The organism is Alcanivorax sp. (genome assembly GCF_051117345.1).
Lineage (GTDB): Bacteria > Pseudomonadota > Gammaproteobacteria > Pseudomonadales > Alcanivoracaceae > Alcanivorax.
This window is the reverse complement of record NZ_JBNPEC010000176.1, coordinates 1-18,753: the sequence shown is the minus strand read 5'-3', so window position 1 is coordinate 18,753 and position 18,753 is coordinate 1. Positions and strand designations below refer to the sequence as shown.

Annotated in this window: 15 protein-coding genes and 1 other RNA gene; 4 read left to right on the top strand and 12 right to left on the bottom strand. The window is 60.2% G+C overall.

Features of this window, described 5'->3' with window-relative positions; all coding sequences use genetic code 11:
- From ACFE0K_RS11360 to ACFE0K_RS11315, 10 genes are all read right to left on the bottom strand, one after another.
- The coding region (locus tag ACFE0K_RS11360; RefSeq protein WP_434536171.1) for an Ig-like domain-containing protein at positions 1-561 on the bottom strand (561 nt) is incomplete at its 3' end.
- Positions 562-573: 12 nt separating this feature from the next.
- A complete protein-coding gene (locus ACFE0K_RS11355; RefSeq protein WP_434536170.1) occupies positions 574-1,929 on the bottom strand; it encodes an outer membrane protein transport protein in 1,356 nt (451 codons plus the stop codon).
- Positions 1,930-2,247: 318 nt separating this feature from the next.
- On the bottom strand, positions 2,248-5,424 hold the full coding sequence (locus ACFE0K_RS11350) for an Ig-like domain-containing protein (protein WP_434536169.1): 3,177 nt from the start codon (positions 5,422-5,424) through the stop codon (positions 2,248-2,250).
- Between the two features lie 10 nt (positions 5,425-5,434).
- Positions 5,435-6,799, bottom strand: coding sequence for an OmpP1/FadL family transporter (locus tag ACFE0K_RS11345; protein WP_434536168.1), 1,365 nt, complete (start codon positions 6,797-6,799; stop codon positions 5,435-5,437).
- A gap of 259 nt (positions 6,800-7,058) precedes the next feature.
- Entirely contained in the window at positions 7,059-8,660 is a 1,602-nt protein-coding gene (locus ACFE0K_RS11340) for an ABC transporter permease (RefSeq protein WP_434536167.1), read from the bottom strand.
- Positions 8,661-8,663: 3 nt separating this feature from the next.
- On the bottom strand, positions 8,664-9,674 hold the full coding sequence (locus tag ACFE0K_RS11335; RefSeq protein WP_434536166.1) for an extracellular solute-binding protein: 1,011 nt from the start codon (positions 9,672-9,674) through the stop codon (positions 8,664-8,666).
- 89 nt (positions 9,675-9,763) lie between these two features.
- On the bottom strand, positions 9,764-11,011 hold the full coding sequence (locus ACFE0K_RS11330) for a UbiH/UbiF/VisC/COQ6 family ubiquinone biosynthesis hydroxylase (protein ID WP_434536165.1): 1,248 nt from the start codon (positions 11,009-11,011) through the stop codon (positions 9,764-9,766).
- A 127-nt stretch (positions 11,012-11,138) separates the two neighbouring features.
- A complete protein-coding gene (locus ACFE0K_RS11325; protein WP_434536164.1) occupies positions 11,139-12,320 on the bottom strand; it encodes an FAD-dependent monooxygenase in 1,182 nt (393 codons plus the stop codon).
- 340 nt (positions 12,321-12,660) lie between these two features.
- Positions 12,661-13,986: a Xaa-Pro aminopeptidase gene (pepP, locus tag ACFE0K_RS11320; protein ID WP_434536163.1), complete on the bottom strand. Its 1,326-nt coding sequence runs from the start codon at positions 13,984-13,986 to the stop codon at positions 12,661-12,663.
- A 37-nt stretch (positions 13,987-14,023) separates the two neighbouring features.
- Positions 14,024-14,608 carry a UPF0149 family protein gene (locus ACFE0K_RS11315; RefSeq protein WP_434536162.1) on the bottom strand — a complete coding sequence of 195 codons (585 nt, stop codon included), beginning with the start codon at positions 14,606-14,608 and terminating at the stop codon, positions 14,024-14,026.
- Positions 14,609-14,887: 279 nt separating this feature from the next.
- On the opposite strand from ACFE0K_RS11315, the gene ACFE0K_RS11310 reads away from it, so the two are divergent.
- From ACFE0K_RS11310 to ACFE0K_RS11295, 4 genes are all read left to right on the top strand, one after another.
- Positions 14,888-15,100 carry a TIGR02449 family protein gene (locus ACFE0K_RS11310; RefSeq protein ID WP_035246082.1) on the top strand — a complete coding sequence of 71 codons (213 nt, stop codon included), beginning with the start codon at positions 14,888-14,890 and terminating at the stop codon, positions 15,098-15,100.
- A 51-nt stretch (positions 15,101-15,151) separates the two neighbouring features.
- On the top strand, positions 15,152-15,463 hold the full coding sequence (locus tag ACFE0K_RS11305; protein WP_434536161.1) for a cell division protein ZapA: 312 nt from the start codon (positions 15,152-15,154) through the stop codon (positions 15,461-15,463).
- 334 nt (positions 15,464-15,797) lie between these two features.
- Positions 15,798-15,981: non-coding RNA, 6S RNA (gene ssrS, locus ACFE0K_RS11300), on the top strand.
- Between the two features lie 25 nt (positions 15,982-16,006).
- The gene (locus tag ACFE0K_RS11295; protein WP_434536160.1) at positions 16,007-16,588 is read left to right on the top strand and encodes a 5-formyltetrahydrofolate cyclo-ligase; all 582 of its coding nucleotides are present in this window, start codon (positions 16,007-16,009) and stop codon (positions 16,586-16,588) included.
- Here the strand turns inward: ACFE0K_RS11295 and ACFE0K_RS11290 are convergent.
- Positions 16,572-16,718, bottom strand: a complete 147-nt coding sequence (locus ACFE0K_RS11290; RefSeq protein WP_156964847.1) for a hypothetical protein — start codon at positions 16,716-16,718, stop codon at positions 16,572-16,574. The two genes, ACFE0K_RS11295 and ACFE0K_RS11290, sit on opposite strands and share 17 nt — an antisense overlap.
- Before the next feature lie 298 nt (positions 16,719-17,016).
- On the bottom strand, positions 17,017-18,534 hold the full coding sequence (gene ilvA / locus ACFE0K_RS11285; protein ID WP_434536159.1) for a threonine ammonia-lyase, biosynthetic: 1,518 nt from the start codon (positions 18,532-18,534) through the stop codon (positions 17,017-17,019).
- Positions 18,535-18,753: the final 219 nt, after the last annotated feature.

The following is an 18,753-nucleotide window of genomic DNA, read 5'->3' as shown; positions in this document are numbered from 1 at the left end:
ACCATAGACCGCCGTGGAAGCATCAATGGCTTTTGTGGTACGCAACCGGAAGCTGGAAAAATCCATGCTTTCAAACTGGTCATCACCGGGAAAGATGGATTCCACTTCGAAGCTGGCAGCGGTCTGTTGAGTGTCCAGCGGCCCTTCCAGGGCGGCGCGGGTGGTGAAGTTCAGCTCACCATCCTTGAAGGTGGTGGTTTCACCAAGCACGGTCACCCCGTTCATGACCACCGTGTAGTCAGTGGCCGGCGCCAGTGCATCCACCGGGGTCAGTACCACACCGCGGCCGTCTGCCACGGATTCCAGCGTAAAGGCTACATCCGCGCCATCCGCATCCTTGAACACGAAGTTGTCCACGCTGGCCGAAACGGCGTGACTGAATTGCAGCGCCACAATGGCGCGCGGCGCCAGTTGGGTCTGATCATCCAACGGATAGGTGTAGTGCAGGTTACGCGCGTTGAAGGTAGGCGTATTAAAGCCCACCTTGTCTTTGTCCTCGCAGCCAGCCAGCACCAGGGCGGCCAGTGCTGTTGCTGCTAGGGCGATATTATTCTTTTTCATGGAGCACCTCCGTTAGAACTTCAGCGTGACCGCACCGGAAAATACATGGGCTTCGCCATCAGCGGTCACCACTTCATAGGGGTTGGTCACACCTGGGCGGGTGGTAGTCAGCTCGAAATCCCGCTCTTCCAGCTTCTGGAACTGGTAACCGAAATCAAGACGTAACGGATAAGCGAGGATGGGCGGATTCTTGATGATCAGGGAAGAGCCCACACCGACAATCAGTTTATCGCTGTCCAGGTAGTTCACGTCCGGGGTCTGGATACTTTCCAGCGGGCTTTCTTGATAAGCCACACCACCAGACAGTATCAGGTGATCGTTCACCGTCCACTCCGCACCGATGCGCGGTACCACGATATCCTTGAACTCGGCAAACGCCTGATCCTTGACGGTATCCCGGGCCAGCTCGTCTTCCAGATCACTCCAGTTCTGCTGCTCTACGGTAATGGCTGCCCGAAAATTGTCGGTGAAGTGATACAGCAGACCGGCGCTGAAAATATCCGGCTGATAGGAATCGATCGTATCGATCAGCACGGTAATACCGGGATCAATCACCGTGCCCGGGATGGTCAGATTGGACTCCACGGAAGTGCGTGCTTCGGTATGCCCGCGGAACGCAAAGGCAGTTTCCAGACCAGTCCAGATGCCGCAGTCTTCTTTGCCACAAAAAATTCGGTCCCATTCCAGATTCATGGACAAAACGGGCCGGATCACGGGTTTGGCGCTCACTCTCAATTCTTCGTACTGGGTTTCTCCGGCCAGGTCGGCACTGGCTATCAGCGTTGCTTCAGAGCGCAGGGAAATGTGTGCGGAGGCGCCGGTGGTAATCCCGTTGCCCAGCTCCAGGCCACCACCGAGGTTCAGGAACAGTGGCTGGCGACCGTAATTGAAGAATTGCCCTTCTCGACTGTTCTGGGAGTTGAAGGCCAGCATTTCCTCACCGAACTTCTCCACCCCGGCAATAATGGCAAAATAGATCGGGTGCTCGAACTTGGTGATATCGGTGAGATCGGTTTTCAGGGCAATGATCTGTTGCTGGGAATCGGTGTCATTGAGCACATCGCCATCGCGAGTGACCGCAGCCGCGCCACCATTGGGGTTACCCTGACTGGCGGCACGCAATTCCTGCTCACCGTGCAACAGGCCCACAGTCAGCTCACCGCGGGGATCCCGGGTCAAGTAGGCCGGATTGTAGTAGAGCGCCGACGCCTGGGAGTTGAACATGGAAAGGCCCATGGCTGTCCCCACATCAGCAGGAAGCAGGCCATAGGTACTGGCTGTGTTGCCCATGGCAGCGAAAGCAGGGCTCGACAGGGCAGTGCTGACAATGACAGCAGCTCCCCAGCGGGTAAGGGTCTTGGTAGTCATAGCGCTTCTCCGGCGTTTGTTATTAGGGTTTTCGCCTCAGGTTAAGCTCCCAGGCGACAGGAGAACAACACGCGAAGCTATGCAGCCTCTCGCCTATTCCCCCCTGTGTATATGCAATAAGTCAAACAAAACGGAGGTGCCAGCGCCGTTGGCAAAAAGTTGGGAATAGTTGAGAAAAGTAGGTGGGAGCACCGGTATTGTTAACCGATGTAACCGGGCGGTTTCGATTTACCCCCGCAAAGGCGGGTATGTGAAGGGCGGGTAGAGCGCCATAAAAAAGCCGGCCCGAAGGCCGGCAAGGGTTTCATCATCCGAAGGTTACGGCTTGATGGGCTCCCCCAGGTATTGGAGTTTGACTCCGCCAGCCGGGATTTTCAGGTAGATCTTCGGGCTCAGGATCAGCACTGACAGATTCACATCCACGGCGATATCGTTACTGTTGAGCTGTTCGATCACCATGCGGCCATCGGGCAGGAAGGTCACCGGCCCGGCCAGATTCATGGTCAACGGGTAGCTGTGCTGGTTGTGGGAACCGTCCAGCAGGATGTGCATGTAAGGGGCATCCAGATACAGGTTCACATCGGCACGGAACTCCGGACCATCCGGGGTTTGCACAATCCAGCCTGGAATCAGTCCCTGCCGCTCCCACTGATCGAAGACAAAACTGCCATCCGGGTTCTGCTTGCCGCAGAAATTCCCGGCATCTTCCGGCCAGGCCACACAGTTGTAACGCATGCGCATGAACTGGGTTTCCGTGGGCGTATCACTTTCAGCAATACCGAGAATTTTCACCTTCAGAGTCACCGACGACGCCTGAATCAGGGTCGGGTACAACCCTACCCTTACCGCCGGCCAGGCTTCGACGTCCGCTGTCGAGGGATCATCGTAGGGCTCGGTAGCGCCGATCACCTCCGAGTTGAGGCCGCCGACCACATGGATACCGCACTGCTCCGGCTGATCACAGATCAGCGCGGGGTCGGTCACCCCTCCTTCGCTGCCATTGTTTCCCTTGCTCTGATCAATGATCAACGCTGTGGTGTTGGCACCGGGTTCGCCTCCCTGGTAGCCCGGTTCGCCCACATCAAAGCGACCATTGCCATTGAGATCTGCAGTGGGCAGATTCTTGAGTGGCTGGAAGACGCTGGCAACCGGGGCACTGGCAATGAAATGCAGATGCATGTCCGGCCCGCCCATGTCGCCACCCGGTGCTCGCAGCATGGCAGTCTGCAAACGTTTGCCGTCGCTGGAGCAGATGGCCTCGCCGCTACTGCAGTCATCCGGCTGCTGGGCAGAGGTCTGGTTCACGCTCATCAGGATATAGCGATAATAAGCACCGGCCTCCCAGGGCTCATCCGGCGTGAATACCAGGCTGCGGGTCCCCACTTTCAGTTGACCCGTAACGCCGGTTTCGCAGCTGTATTTGCGCTTGCCGTTTTCGTCATAGCGCAACGGGCGACCGGTATTGGGGTCCAGCGCCACTTTTTCTACCCGGAAACTGCCCACGTCACAGGCATCGGTGTTTTCAAAGACGACGGACTCTGCCGCGATATCCTGGGAAAAATTGACCCGGATAGCCCGATCCGCCGGTAGATGCGGCACCGGATTGCGGTCGTCATCGGTGCTGCCACCCTGGCAGAAACCATGATTCCCCGCTTCGATTTCCCAGTGCGCCTTGTCGGCGGCACAGGGGAAACCCGGGTAACTGGTAAGCACCCTGGGCGGGGCATTGTCACCGATACGTTCCGGCAAGCTGAATGCGTCGCTCACCGGGATTGCCGGGTTACCGGCCAGGTCGGTGACCTGATCGCTGACCATGGCGGTGTAGCTTTCGCCGAATGCCAGCGGGGTGACCGGACGCATGACCAGCGAGGCGCCGTCCAGGTACCAGTCCACCGCCACATGGCTGCCATTATGTTGCAGGCCGAAGGTATCGCCGGCTCGCAGGGTGGCGGTATCCAGTGGCTCACTGAAATTCAGTATCACCGCATCGCCGGGGCGGGCGGTCAGCGCCATACCATCAGCGTCCACCCCCGGAACCATGGATTGCCGTACCGGCGAGGTCATATCCGGCAGCGGTTGCGGGGCGTTCTCCTGATCTTCATAGGACTTCATGTGGAAGCTGAGCAGACCAAAGGCGGTTTCCTGGCCGAGAACTTTCGGTTCCACAATGCCCACCGCATCAATTTCCATGCGGCCCTCTTTCACCAGTGCCATGCCGTTAAGCTCCACGTGCATGAGGGTCTGGCTGAGAGCACCATTGGCCTCCGGGTTCTCCGCGGTCATGGACACATCCATGTACAGCTTCACCTGTTTGGGCGCCTGATGGGCATCGCTGTAGGGGTTGGGCAACAGGTAGCCGGACGCATCGGACAGGAAGGTCACCGAGATAGCGCCCGTCTCAATGCCGGCGGCCACTTCCCCGGCCACTTTGACGGTCACGTTAGTGCCGGTGAGCAGGCTGTTGCGGGGAATGCGCAGTGGCGACACGTCCGGGTAGTTGGGCAGATGGGCCAGCTCCGCGAACACATTACCGGTCTGCATGGTGGCGTCCTTGTCACCCAGCAGGGTGGACTGGATCGGCACGCAGTTCATGGTGGCACCGGTTAGCTTGGCCACCAGGGCATTCGCGTCATTGCACGGGTCGGCCTGATCATCACTGGCGCTCAGGACTTCCTGCACCAGGGTGGCGCGGGGCATGGAATTGCGGGCAATCCAGCTCTTCTCAAAGCCACCGGTCAGCTGGGCCTGATCCACACCGCGTACCGACGAGGTGAACGTCAGGGTGTACTGCTGGCCCGGGGTCAGGTCATCCAGCGGGTCCACGGTAACCGCATTGCCCTTGACCAGCAGCGCCGCAGGCACGGTATCCCCCTGGTGTTCCAGCTCCACGGACGCACCCGCCTCGGTGTCGCCGTACACCAGCGTGGCCGGGTCGAGCATCTGGTTGAAACGCACCCGCAGGGTGGAGAAATCCATGAATGGCAGGGCATCGCCATCGGGAATGAGCTGACTGATGGCCAGATCCGGTGTGGCCATCTGGCTGGACATGGGGCCGTCTTCGCTGAGACGGGTGACAAAATCCAGACCGCCATCCGGGAACACCGGGCTACCCTGGCTGGTTTCGATGCCGTCGATGACCAGTCGATAGTGGGTATGCGCCTGCAACGGGGAAAGCGGCTGCAGGCTGACACCCTTGCCGTTATCCAGCGCCTGGGGAGCGCTCAACGCCACCCGGTTGTCGCCGGTATCCGCGCAGGCTTCATCCACTTGCCCACAGCGCAGCAGGGTGAAGTGACTGGCATCCACCTCCATGGCATGGGAAAAGCGCAGTACCAGCGGCGTTTTCGGTGACAGATTCTGCTGTCCGTCGTAGGGGTAACTGTAATAGACCTCGGCCTGCTGCCAACCGGCAATGGACGGGGTGTCGCCGGCATCACCGCCACAGGCGGCCAGGGTCACGGCGGCTGTGGCCAGCCATAGAGTTCTTGTTCTCATCGCCGATCTCCTAGAATTTCAGGGTGATAGAGCCGGAAAAGACGTGCACATCCCCTTCCGCTTCCAGACTTTCGTAGGGCTGCGGGAAGGACGGAGAGCGACGGTCGTAGAGGTCAAAGGTGCGCGCCTCCAGTTTCTGATACTGGTAGGCCAGATCCAGGCGCACCGGGTAGGCAAGCACCGGCACCGACTTGTAGCGGGCAGTCAGGCCCAGGCCAACAATCCACTTGTCGGTATCCAGATAGTTCACTTCCAGGGAGCCGTCGGAATCCAGCGGCGACTCGCTGAACGCTACCCCGCCGGTGACCATGTAGGTGTCATCCAGATGGAATTCACCGCCCAACCGGGGTACCACGATGTCCTTGAATGCGAGGCGATAGTCATCCTGTGCGGCATTGACCGCCTGGTCCTTGATTGTGTCGCGTTCCAGCTCTTCTTCCAGCCGTGACCATTCCTGCATTTCCACGGTCAGGCCCACCCGCCAGCGGTCACGACCGTAGGCCAGACCAGCGGCGTAAATGTTTGGCTGATAGGAATCCACGGTGCTGATGGCCAGGTTGATACCCGGGTCCAGCACAGTGCCGGGGATGGTGATGGTGGAGTCCACCGTGGTGTTGGTGTTGGAATAACCGCGAAAGCTGAAGGCGGTTTCCAGGCCGTCGTACCAGCAGTTGTTGCCCTCGCCACAGAAGCTCTCGCCCCAGTCCATGTTCATGCCGAAGATCGGACGAATGGAAGGTTTGGCAGACACGTTCAGCGTTTCATAGCTGGTTTCGCCGCCCAGGGTAGAGGTGGCCACCAGCTCTGCTTCCGAGTGAAGCGTAATGCGGGCGGACAACCCCATATCCAGGCCGCGCCAGATCTTCGTACCGCCGCCCAGGTTGAGGAACAGGGGCTGGCGACCGAATTCGAAGTACTGGCCCTCCACGGAGGTCTGGGAATTGAAGGCCATCATTTCCTCGCCGTACTTCTCCACCCCCAGCATGAAGCCCAGGTACATGGGGTGGTTATAGCGGGTCAGTGAGGACAGGTCGGTCTTCATGCCCAGCAGCGTGTGCTGGGACGGTGAGTCCTGCAGCGTATCGCTGCTGCGCGGCAACGGTGCAGCACCACCCAGACTGCTACCCCGCAGCTCATGGTCCGCATGCAACAGGCCGGTGGTCAGCTCGCCGCGATCGTCATGGGCCAGGTAGGCCGGGTTGTAATAGGTGGCGGAGACCTGGCTGTTGAACAACGACAGGGCCTGAGCAGAAGCCAAATCAGAGGGCAGCACCCCGTAGGTGGTACCGATATTGCCCATGCTGGCCAGTGCCGGCGACACCCACACAACCCCAACACCCGCCAACATGGCAGGCAGCAGTTTCCGTATTGTCATGAAGCTCTCCAAAAAAGACGCGCCCGGACGGGGCAGTTTTTTATTGTTCAGATTGCATACACAGTTATGTGCGCAATAAGTTGGTATAAACGTACCAATCTTTCTTCACGAATACATCACGGGAAACGCCTAAACCGTCACCAAATTTACATATATACACAAAAATAAACGCTTCGATATCGAAACAGGTAAGGGGATGTTCGTAGCCTTTTCGAGGAAGTTGAGCCTTTTGCGGGGGGAGCACAGCCAGGGAGGTGAATCAGTCTCGGGGAGAGTTCAGCCGTGCAGAGCGTCGGCGGGTCAGTACCATCACCGGGATCAGTCCCAGCAGTACCAGGGTCAACGCCGGGGCAGCGGCTCGTTGCCACTCCCCTTCGGCGGTCAGCTCGTAAATGCGTACTGCCAGGGTGTCCCAGCCGAAGGGGCGCAGAAGCAAGGTAGCGGGCATTTCCTTCATCACATCGATGCCCACCAGTAACAGCGCAGTGAGCAGACCCGGCAGCATCATCGGCACATAGACCCGACGCCCTACTTCCGCAGAGGATGCCCCCAGGGTACGGGCCGCTTCCACCAGGCTGGGGCGCACCTGTTGCAGGGCGTTTTCCACCGGCCCGAAACCCACGGCCATAAAGCGGACCACGTAAGCCAGCAGCAACGCGGCCAGGGTGCTGACCAGTACAATGCCCACCCCCAGATCCGCCAGCCAGCCTTCTACCGCGCTGAAGCTGATCATGATGCCCACCGCCAGCACCGAACCCGGCAAGGCGTAACCCAGGGTCGCCAAACGCACGGCCACGGATACCGAGGGCGACGGCTGATGCCGCTTCACCCAGGCCAGCCAGCCGGCCAGTGTCAGCACCAGCAGGGCGGCCATGGTGCCGAGCAGGAAGGTACGCCAGATCAGGTTGAGAAAACGGGCATCCACCTGCATCAAGCCATTGTCGATCACCCAGTAAAGCAAGCGACTGACCGGCAGCAGGAAGGCCAGGAACAGTACCGTAAAGGCGAACAGCGTCACCCCCCAGGCCAGCCGGGGACGGCTGCGCAAGGTCTGGCGACCACCGATCTCACTGTAGCGGGCGCGACTGCGCCCGCGCCGCTCCAGCCACAGGGCCACCACCACGAACAGCAGTAGCAGGGAGGCAAGCTGGGCGGCGGCCTGCAGGTTGAACAGGCCGTACCAGCTCTTGTAGATGGCCGTGGTAAAGGTATCGAAGTTGAAGATGCTTACCGCGCCGAAGTCGGCCAGGGTTTCCATCAATGCCAGGGCCAGACCCGCCGCGATGCCAGGCCGCGCCATCGGCAGGGCCACCCGGAAGAACGCGGAAGACGCCGAGTCACCGAGGATGCGGGCTTGCTCCAGCACCGCCCGCCCCTGCGCCTCGAAGGCCAGCCGGGCAAGCATGTAGACATAGGGGTAGAGCACCAGGGACAGGGTCATCACCACCCACAGGGGGTGACGGGCGCTGAAGTCCGGCAGAACCGGCAGCCACTGGCGCAGGAAGGTCTGGATGGGGCCGGCGTAATCGAGCAGATCCACCATCACGAAGGCCAGCACATAGGCGGGCATGGCCATGGGCAACAACAGCGCCCATTGCAGCCAGCGCCGCCCCGGGAATTCCAGGGTAGCCACACACCAGGCCAAGGACACGCCAAGGAGAAGCACGCCGGCGGTGACGCCGACCATCAGGAACAGGGTGTTGCCCACCAGCCGCCACAGCACCGTGTCGAGCAGGTGCTGCCAGGTGGCCCATTGTTCCTGCTGCCAGGCGGCCAGCAGGACCATAATGGGCACCAGCACCAGCAAGGCCAGCAGCAGAACGCTGGCTCCGCTGGCGGACAGGGCTCCCCGTGTTCGCACCGGTTAGCGGTACCCGGCGCGGTCCATCAGTTTGACGGCATCCACCTGCAGGGCGCCGGCCACACTGACGTTCAGATCATCCGACTTGAATTCCCCCCAGGAGGCCACTTCCTCGGCAGGCTCCACGGCGGCATTCACCGGGTATTCCATATTGCGGTCGGCCAGCAGTTTCTGGGCTTCCGGCTGGCTCATCCACTCCAGCAGGTCGCGGGCCTTTTGCGGATGCGGCGCATGGCGGGTAATACCGGCGCCGGAAATATTCACGTGGACACCGCTGCTTTCCTGGTTCGCCCAGAAAAGGGACAGCGGCAACTGCGGGTTATCCTGCTTCATGCGGCCAAAGTAGTAAGTGTTCACTATGCCCACATCACATTGCCCGGCGACGATGGCCTCCATCAGGGCGGTGTCATTGGAGAATACGTCAGTGGCCAGATTCGCCACCCAGCCACGCACGATTTCCTCGGCCTTTTCTTCACCAAGGCGCTGAATCATGGTCGCCACCAGAGACTGGTTGTAGACCTTTTTGGAGGTACGCAGGCACAAACGGCCCTTCCATTCCGGTTCCGCCAGGGCTTCGTAGCTGGACAGCGCCGCCGGATCCACCCGGTCAGTGGAATACACCAGGGTGCGGGCCCGCACGGTCAGGCCGAACCAGCGGTTTTCCGGGTCGGTCAGTTCCGCCGGCACATTGGCAGCCAGCACCGGAGACTCCAACGGTTGCAGCAGATTCTTGTCCGCCGCATTCCACAGGTTGCCGGCGTCGACGGTGATCAGCATATCCGCTGGAGAGCGCTCACCCTCAGCCTGCAAACGAGCGGTCAGGGCAGCGGCATTGTCGGTGATATAGCGGATTTTCACGCCGGTGGCCTCGGTATAGGCATCAAACACCGGCTTGATCAGATGGTCATTCCGCGAGGTATAGACCACCAGTTCTTCTTCAGCAGCGGGTTCGGAGCAGGCCCACAGCCCGGTAAGCATGACAACGGCGGCGGCCAGAAACGCAATGGCTCGCATAGTAGAAGACTCCATCAAACGCACAATGAAACAAGAATGATTCTTAATTGAGGCGCAAGTATGGCAGGATTTCATGCCAAGCTCTAGCCTTACAGACCCTGAGATTGCGGCCGTGCGCGCGCCGGTAAATCCGCACCACGGCCCATGGCCTGGCGGGCAAACAGGCGTTTGAGCGGCCCGCCCTGATTGACCCAGCGCATACCCGTGTTGCGCAGCCAGCGAACCGGCAGGGCCCGCTGGCCAAACAAGTGTTGAAAGCCACGCATGGCATTCTGCATGATCAGGTTCTCACCGCGGCGCCGACGCTGGTATCGGGCAAGAGCCGCACTGTCCGCACAGGAACGCCCGCTGCCAACGGTTCGCTCCACCTCTTCCGCCAGCACCGCCGCGTCCAACAGACCCAGATTGACGCCCTGCCCCGCCAGCGGATGAATCACGTGGGCGGCATCGCCCACCAGCGCCAGGCCCGCCGCTACATAGCTGCTGGCATGTCGCTCCTGGATTGGGAACACCGCTCTGTCGCTGAGCAGCGTCACCTCGCCGAGCGCATCACCGACGGCCGCTTGCAGTTCGGCAGCAAAATCCGCCGGCGTCTTTTCTCGCAGTTGAGCAATACGCTCCGGCCAACCAGACCAGACAATGGAACACTGCCGCTGCTCGCCCTGCTGCGGGTCACTGTAAAGCGGCAGCAACGCCAGCGGCCCGGATTCCATGAACACCTGACGCGCGCAAGCACTATGGGGCAAGGCCGTGGCGATGGTCGCCACCAGGGCATGATGGCCACTGTCGCGGGCACCGCCACTGATGCCGGCCCAGTCACGCACCCGGGAGCGGGCGCCATCGGCACCCACCAACAGATCCGCCTGCCAGCACTGATCCCCGGCGTACACTTGCCAGCCCTCGGCTTCACGACGGGCACTGTCCACTGCGACATTGCAGCGCCAATTCAGATTGGGGAAGTCCGCCGCCCGGCGATACAGCCCCGCCGCCAGATGACCATTCTCCAACAACCAGCCCAACGATTGCGCGCCCACCTCTTCAGCCCGGAATAGCACCTCGCCGGTACCATCCTGATCCCACACCTGCATGGCGTCATAGGGTTGCACCCGGCTCATGTCCAGATGTTCCCAGACGCCGCTGTTTTGCAGCAGCCAGTAACTGGCCTCGGTGAGCGTGGACACCCGCAACTGCGCCGGCCCGGACGGCATCACCGGCGCCGGCGCCCCATCCAGCACCGTCACATCCAGCCCCTGGTCCGCCAGCAACACCGCCAGCAAGCCCCCGGTCATACCACCGCCGACGATGACGATATGTTGGGAATCAGACTGTTCTGTCATGGCCGCATTCTTCAAAGGTCGATGCTCACTGTTGATATGTAGGAACGCCGCTACGCTCCGTGCCTACAGCAGCTTCGTAGCACGGGTTTCGCTATTAACTGTTAACTATTAATTATTAACTGCCTTTTCACAGCCCCATCGCCCGCCGCGCGAACCCCTGCCGCAGGCCCGGCAGAATATCCATGGCCACCAGCCCCAGCTGCCGGCTGTGAGCAAACAACGGTTGCTGGACCCGGAATACTTCCGGCACCCAGCGGGACGCCTGGCTGATCAGAGCCTGGTCCTGTTCCCGGCGTTGCACATACTGCTGCAACCGGGCCAGCGCCCCCGGCGACTGCGCACCGCCCACGGTGCGGGCAAGCTGCACCAGGTCGCGCACGGTCAGATTGAAGCCCTGCCCAGCCACCGGGTGCAGGGTGTGAGCGGCATTGCCCACCACCACACCGTAGGGCACGGCCTGGGCACAGGCATGGGTGAGAACCAGCGGGTAGCGCTGACGTTCGCCGATGCCGGTGATGCGGGGCGCCTCTGCCGGGCATTGCTGCTGCAACTGCTCCAGCAAAGCACCGGACTCCATGGCCATCCAGGCATCCACCTGATCACGGGGGCCGGTCCAGACCAGGGCAAAACGACGATCCGGCAGCGGCAACAGCGCCAAGGGCCCATCGTTAAGAAAGCGCTCGTAGGCAATACCCTGGTGGTCGCTGGCCAGTGACAGGTTGGCAATCATGGCATCGTGGCCGGTGTCAGTATCCCGAGCGCTCACTCCCAGCCATTCGCGGGTACGCGACCTGGCACCATCGGCTGCGATCAGCAACGGCGTGGTCAGGGTGTGCCCGGATTCCAGGGTGGCCTCATAGCCATCTGCCAGCCGGCGAATGGCACTGAGCCGCTCTGGTGCCAGCACCTCAACAGCGGCATCCGCATACAGGGCCCGCAACAACACAAAGCCCAGCCAGCGGTTTTCCACCACTGCCCCCAGCGCCGGCACCCCTTCTTCACTGGCACGCAGTCGAGTGATACCGAGTCGGGAACGGCGGGACACATGCACGGTGTCGATAGCGGCGGCATGTTCGCGAATGGCCTCGCCCACCCCCAATTCATCCAGTACCGCCAGGGTACCGGCAGAGAGGGCGGTACTGCGGGCATCGAAGCTGGGCGTCAGCGGCGGTTCATCGGGCAGGGTGAGCGGATGGCTTTCCACCAGCGTCACGGCAGCGGCACCGTGATGCCGCAACAACAACGCCAGCAAGGCCCCGGCCATGCCACCGCCGACGATAAGAATGGGATCTTGCCTCTGTTCCGTCATCCAGGTTTTCCCGAAACTATATAAAGGGGATCTGCAGGAGCTTGCGTGGCAGCACCGGTTTTCGCTGTTAACTATAAGGAGCCTCTGAATAACTCCTTGCATGCTCAGTCTTTCAGGCTGGCTCGTAATCTAGGCACAATTTTAAAGGTGTATGTCGATCCATCGAAAAATTGTAACGACGAGTACGGGCCAGCCTGAAAGACCCGCAGGGCGCGGCCTGAAGCGCACATCTGCTGCGCCTTGTCTCTAGGAAAGGGAACCACCCTGTCCGTCGATACAAGACACAACAGCTGCACGCTTCAGGCCACGCTGAGTACGCAAGGAGTTATTCAGAGGCTCCTTAACTGTTAACTGCTTTTTTCATCACCGCTTCGATATCCGCCACTTCCTTGGGCACTTCGTGGCTAAGCACATCACAACCGTCTTTGGTTACCACCACATCATCCTCGATGCGGATGCCGATACCGCGCCACTGCTCGTCCACGCTGTCGTCGTCCGGTGCCACATAGAGCCCTGGCTCCACTGTCAGCGCCATGCCCGGCTCCAGTTGTCGCCACTGGTCCTGCACCCGGTAGTCACCCACATCATGCACATCCAGTCCCAGCCAGTGACCGGTGCGGTGCATAAAGAAACGCCGGTAGCCTGCGGTCTCCACCAGCTCATTGAATTCACCCTTGAGCAGGCCCAGGTCCAAGAGTCCCTGGGTAAGAATGTGCACCACTTTTTCGTGGGGCACATTCCAGTGATTGTCCGGATGGGTAGCCTGAATAGCCGCATGCTGGCTGGCCAGCACCAGCTCGTAGAGGGCTTGCTGGGGTTTGCTGAACGTACCGTTCACCGGAAACGTACGGGTGATATCAGAGGCATAACTCTCCAGCTCGCAACCGGCATCCACCAGCACCAGGTCGCCGTCTTTCAGCTTCTGGCTGTTTTCGATGTAGTGCAGGATGCAACCGTTGGCGCCGCCACCGACAATGCTCGGGTAGGCGGGACTGCGTGAGCCGTTGCGCATGAATTCGTGGATGTATTCCGCTTCCAGCTGATATTCCATCATGCCCGGCTTGACCGACTGCATGGCGCGCACATGGGCACCGGCAGAAATGCTGGCAGCGCGACGCATCAATTTGATTTCGGCGGCGCTCTTGAACAGGCGCATGTCGTGCAGATGGTGGGCCAGGGCAATGAACTCTCCGGGCGGCTGGGCACCGGAACGAACCCGCTCACGGATACTGTTAACCCAGCCCATCAGGCGGCGGTCGAATTCCGCATCGTGGCCCAGATCGTAGTAGACCCGTTCGCGGCCTTCGATCAGTCCCGGCAGGATCTCGTCGATATCGCCAATGGGAAAGGCATCATCCGCATCAAAATCTGCCACCGCGCCATCGGGCCCGGCCCGGTAGCCGTTCCAGATTTCCATGGCACGATCCCGCTCACGGCAGAACAGCACATACTCGCCGTGCTCCCGCCCGGGCAACAGCACCATGATCGCTTCCGGTTCGCCAAAACCGGTGAGGTACCAGAAATCGCTGTTCTGCCGGTAGGGATATTCCACATCCCGATTACGGGTGCGCTCCGGGGCAGCCGGCAGGATAGCAATGCTGTTGGGCCCCATGATACCCATCAGCTCCTGGCGGCGACGATCGAATTCCTGGCGGTTGATACTCAAGAGCACTCCTTGGTAGTGGCAGCGATAACGGCGATTCTCAGTGCCGGGTGGGTGGCGTTTGCGGCGCCGGTGCCGGCTTGTCCTGGTGGCGCATGACCAGCTCAGTGTAAATCATCAGCGCCGCCATCCGGCAATGCTCCGCCACCTGCTCGAACATATCTTCCTGTTCGTCGCCGTCATCGTCCGGCGTGGCCACCTGACTGATCGCCGCCAGGTCGGACAAGGCTTCCTGGATGCCCGGCGACAGATCCTTGTCATGGGTGTTGGCCGACCCGGTACCGAACCCCACCAGAAAACCTTCGCACCACTGTGCCACTGCCGCCACGCGCAGGCCCAGCTCCTCTTCATCGCCGGGCAGCAGCAGCGCCAGCTCAAGACCGGTCCCCTGGAACCCTTCGTGGAGCTGATCACGCAATGAAAGCAGTGCCACCGAGAGGGCACCGTCAAAGCCGCCGTCAATCTCCGTATGGGCTGCCAATACGCCCATCACTTCTTCATCGTGACCGCCATGGCCAGTGGCAAGCAGCCCCGCCATCAGGCCCTGCAGTTCACTGGGGGAGTGGGCCACACCGGCGGCCGCCAGGCCCTGGGCCAGGACTTCAAAATCAATCGGGTTGGACATGACTCTATCCGTTTTGCGGGAATGGGAAGGTTCTCTCGGCCCCTGTCCGGGCGCCGCACAGGTTCTCAGGCAGCCTGTGAATAATGTGCGCTAAGTGGCTACCACTATTGAATTTCGTTGACCCTTGCAAACCCCACACCTATAGTTGAAACAACCTGTAATCCGGGTGGAAATGCCATTGCCGGAAAATACCGGCAGGGTGAGGGCCAATAAACAGGCTCTACGGGAACGCCGGGCCGAGAAAGGTCCACACCTTAGGCGAACAGCGTACATTTTGCCATGACGACGGAACAACAACTACGGCAACTGGAAGCCCGCGTCGATGACCTGCTGCGCATCAGTGCGCGCCTGCGTCAGGAAAACCAGTCCTTGCATGAACGCGAGGCCAAGCTGGTGGAAGAACGGGCCCAACTGCTGAAAAAAAACGATGTGGCTCGCAACAAGGTCGAAGCCATTATTTCGCGTCTGAAATCCCTGGAGCAGGAGTCCTGAGCGTGACATCCTGCCTGACACTGATCCACAGCCAATGCGGTGCCCTCGGCCATGTCTAACGAAAACTCCCTGGTAATTCATCTACTGGACAAGGAGTATCGCGTCGCCTGCCCGGCCGGTGAACAGGACAACCTGCTGGCCGCCGCCCGCTATCTGGACAAGCAATTGCGTGAAGTCCGCGATGCCAATGTGATCGGCCTGGAACGCATTGCCATCATGACCGCTCTGAACATGAGCCACGAACTGCTCAACGCCCGCAAGGCGGTGTCCGAAGATTCCGAAAGTGAAGCCCGCGTCCAGGCCTTGCTCAGTCGCCTGGAAGACGAGATCCAGGCCTTCGAAGACGCACGTCGTAAGCTCTGACCCGCCGTCTCTACAGCGCCGCTGTAGGAACCGAGCGCAGCGAAGGTAACAGCCGCAGGCTGGCCCGAAGGGTGAGCGAAGCGAATAACACCTCTTGAGGTGCGAATCCGAGCCCAAGCGAGGGAAGGTCTTGACCGGTCGCATTGCTTTCTTGAAAGACCTGTCGAGTTGGGTCATTCCTGATCGCCCTTCGGTCGATTTCCTCGTTGACGCGAGGTTCGCACCTCGAGAGGTGCTCCTACAGCGGCTTCGTGGCAAAGCAAAAAAATCTACGAAATCCCTTCCCTGTCAAGTCCTGACCTGTCCCCGGCAGCACTGTTATACTGCATCCGAGTGCTTCCTGGCCCGTTCGCCAGAGGGTCATGTCCCCGAGCCGATAATGTAATACCCGGGGGCAAATATTGCCCTGCCTGTGTGCATGTCCGCCTATTGAGCGGAAAGCCTGAAGGTGGGGTTGCTGCCTCCACCTTGAACCTACGGTTCAAGGGTCAAACCCGCAGCGGCGGACCGGGAAGCACCCTTTATTTCTGCATTGGCCAGCCCATGACCGCAGCTACGCGGCGGCAACTGCGCCGCCAGTTCCGACAGCAACGCCGCACCCTGACACCAGGCCAACGCCGGCGGGCCAGTCACCGTTTCGGGCCTCGGCTGGATCAGGCTCTGGGCCATCGCCCTGCCCGCCACCTGGCACTGTATCTGGCCAACGATGGCGAACTGGATCTGCTACCCTGCCTCGACCACAACCGCTTCCAGCTTGCCACTACCTACCTGCCCCGCCTGGACCCGATCCGCCGTGGCCATCTGCAGTTTCGCCTCTGGCAGCGCCACCACCCCATGCGCCCCAACAATTACGGCATTGCCGAGCCGGCACACCACTATCGGGGGCGGGCTTTGTGGGCACTGGATGTGATTCTACTGCCGGCAGTGGCGTTTGACGCCTGCGGCTATCGACTTGGCATGGGGGGGGGTTATTACGACCGCACGCTCGCAGAACTGGCGCGCAGGCCAAGGCAACCCAGGCTAGTGGCCGTGGGCTATGATTTTCAGAGGGTTAGGGAAGGAACACTACCGGTGGCCCCATGGGACCAACCGGTAGATCTGACTGTTACTACTGGATGTGACTGACAACAACGCCGGCACTATCTGCGTAGCGTTGGTAATCGTTTTCGTTGCCGCCGTAGGTCAGGCTGCTGATCAGCACGCCCAACCCGAATATCACAGCCAGTAGCACCAGGGCGTCCGGCTTCTTCTTCATTATTTCTATCCCCAAAAAGCGGTACAGCAATGTCTTAAGTGACCCTAAAGTCGTAACAGGAATGTCACTTTAATCTCATTACAAAATGTAAAATGCCAACCAGGTCAAAATTTGATCATTTCGAAATGTAAAGTCAAGCAGTTAGCCGACTCTGCTGACGTTTCTTAACAAAAATCCCCACTAACTGACTCAAAACACCCATCTTGAGCGCAAATACTGATTGTGCCAACTCTTGCAATGCGAACTTTCAGAAAAGCCGCCATGCAATGACAGACCCATCGCCAGTTAGTTCAGTGATTTAATCCAGAAACAGGCGATAGGCCGGGTTATCGCTTTCCTCCACCATGGGATAAGGCACCTTTTTCAGGTCCGCCAGCAACCGGGAATGCTTGCCGGCCTCTACCTGAAAGCCCACCAGCACCCGGCCATAGGCCGCACCATGGTTACGGTAGTGGAACAGGCTGATATTCCACTTCTCCCCCAGGGACTGGAGAAACTTCATCAGGGCGCCGGGGCGCTCGGGAAATTCCACCCGGAACAACCTTTCCTGCATATCCTGGCGTGGCGCATGCCCCCCTACCATATGGCGGATATGCAGCTTGGCCATTTCGTTGCCGCTCATATCCACCACTGGGTAACCACGCTCTTCCAGGTCTGCCATCAGAGCCTGCAGGGCCTCGCCGCCCGGTCGCAGCTGGATGCCCACAAAGATATTGGCATCCCGGTCATCGCTGTAGCGGTAATTGAACTCGGTAATGCCACGCCGACCCAGGGCCTGGCAAAAGGCACGGAAAGCACCGGGGCGCTCGGGAATGGTCACCGCCAGAATGGCCTCGCGCTGTTCACCCAGCTCCGCCCGCTCCGACACATGGCGCAGGCGGTCGAAATTCACATTGGCACCACTCTGGATCGCCACCAGGGTCTGGTTCTCCACCTGGTGCTTGGCCACCCAGTTCTTCAGGCCTGCCAGGGCCAGCGCACCGGCCGGCTCACAGATGGCCCGGGTATCCTCAAAGGCGTCCTTGATGGCTGCACAGATTTCGTCGGTGGTGGCGGTAATCACCTCATCCACGTGATGACGCAGGATCTTGAAGGTTTCCTTGCCAATCTGTTTCACCGCCACGCCATCGGCAAACAGCCCCACCTCCGGCAGGATCACACGGCGATTTTTCTCCAGCGCCACCTTCAAACAGGCGGCATCTTCCGGCTCTACCGCGATGATTTTCACATCCGGGCGCACATATTTCACATAGGCCGCCACACCGGCGGCGAGCCCCCCGCCGCCCACAGGGATAAAGATGGCATCCAGGTCGCGACTTTGCTGACGCAGGATTTCCATGCCAACCGTGCCCTGCCCGGCAATCACGTCCGGATCATCATAGGGGTGCACAAAGGTCAGGTTGTCACGCGCTTCCAGCTTGCGGGCATGCGCGAGAGCCTCATCGAAACTGTCGCCGTAAAGCACCGCCTTGCCGCCATGATTGCGCACCGAGTTCACCTTGATATCCGGCGTGGTGCGCGGCATCACGATGGTGGCCTTGATACCCATGGAACTGGCCGCCAGCGCCAGACCCTGAGCATGGTTGCCGGCGGAGGCACAGATCACCCCGCGCTGAAGCTGCTCATCGTTGAGCTGACAAAGCTTGTTATAGGCGCCGCGCAGCTTGAAGGAAAACACCGGCTGCAGGTCTTCCCGCTTGAGCAACACCCGGTTGCCAATACGCTTGGAAATCAACGGCGCCGCATGGATGGGGGTTTCCACCGCCACGTCGTAGACGCGGGATTGCAGTATCCGTTTGACGTATTTATCCAGCATGGGGAGTTCCGGGTTGGTGTTTGGTGCGCAGAAGGGACTAGTCTAGGGGCTGGCCGGGATAAATGCGATACGGCAGCGACGCCCCAGGGTCGAGTCATCGCCACGCCTGCCCTATAATTCCCGCACAGTTCTTTTACCCGCACGACAGGATAATTTCAGTGACCAGGATGCGCTGAAAAAACAGGTCGCCGAGGCGGTGCTCCGCTTTGTACCTGAAGG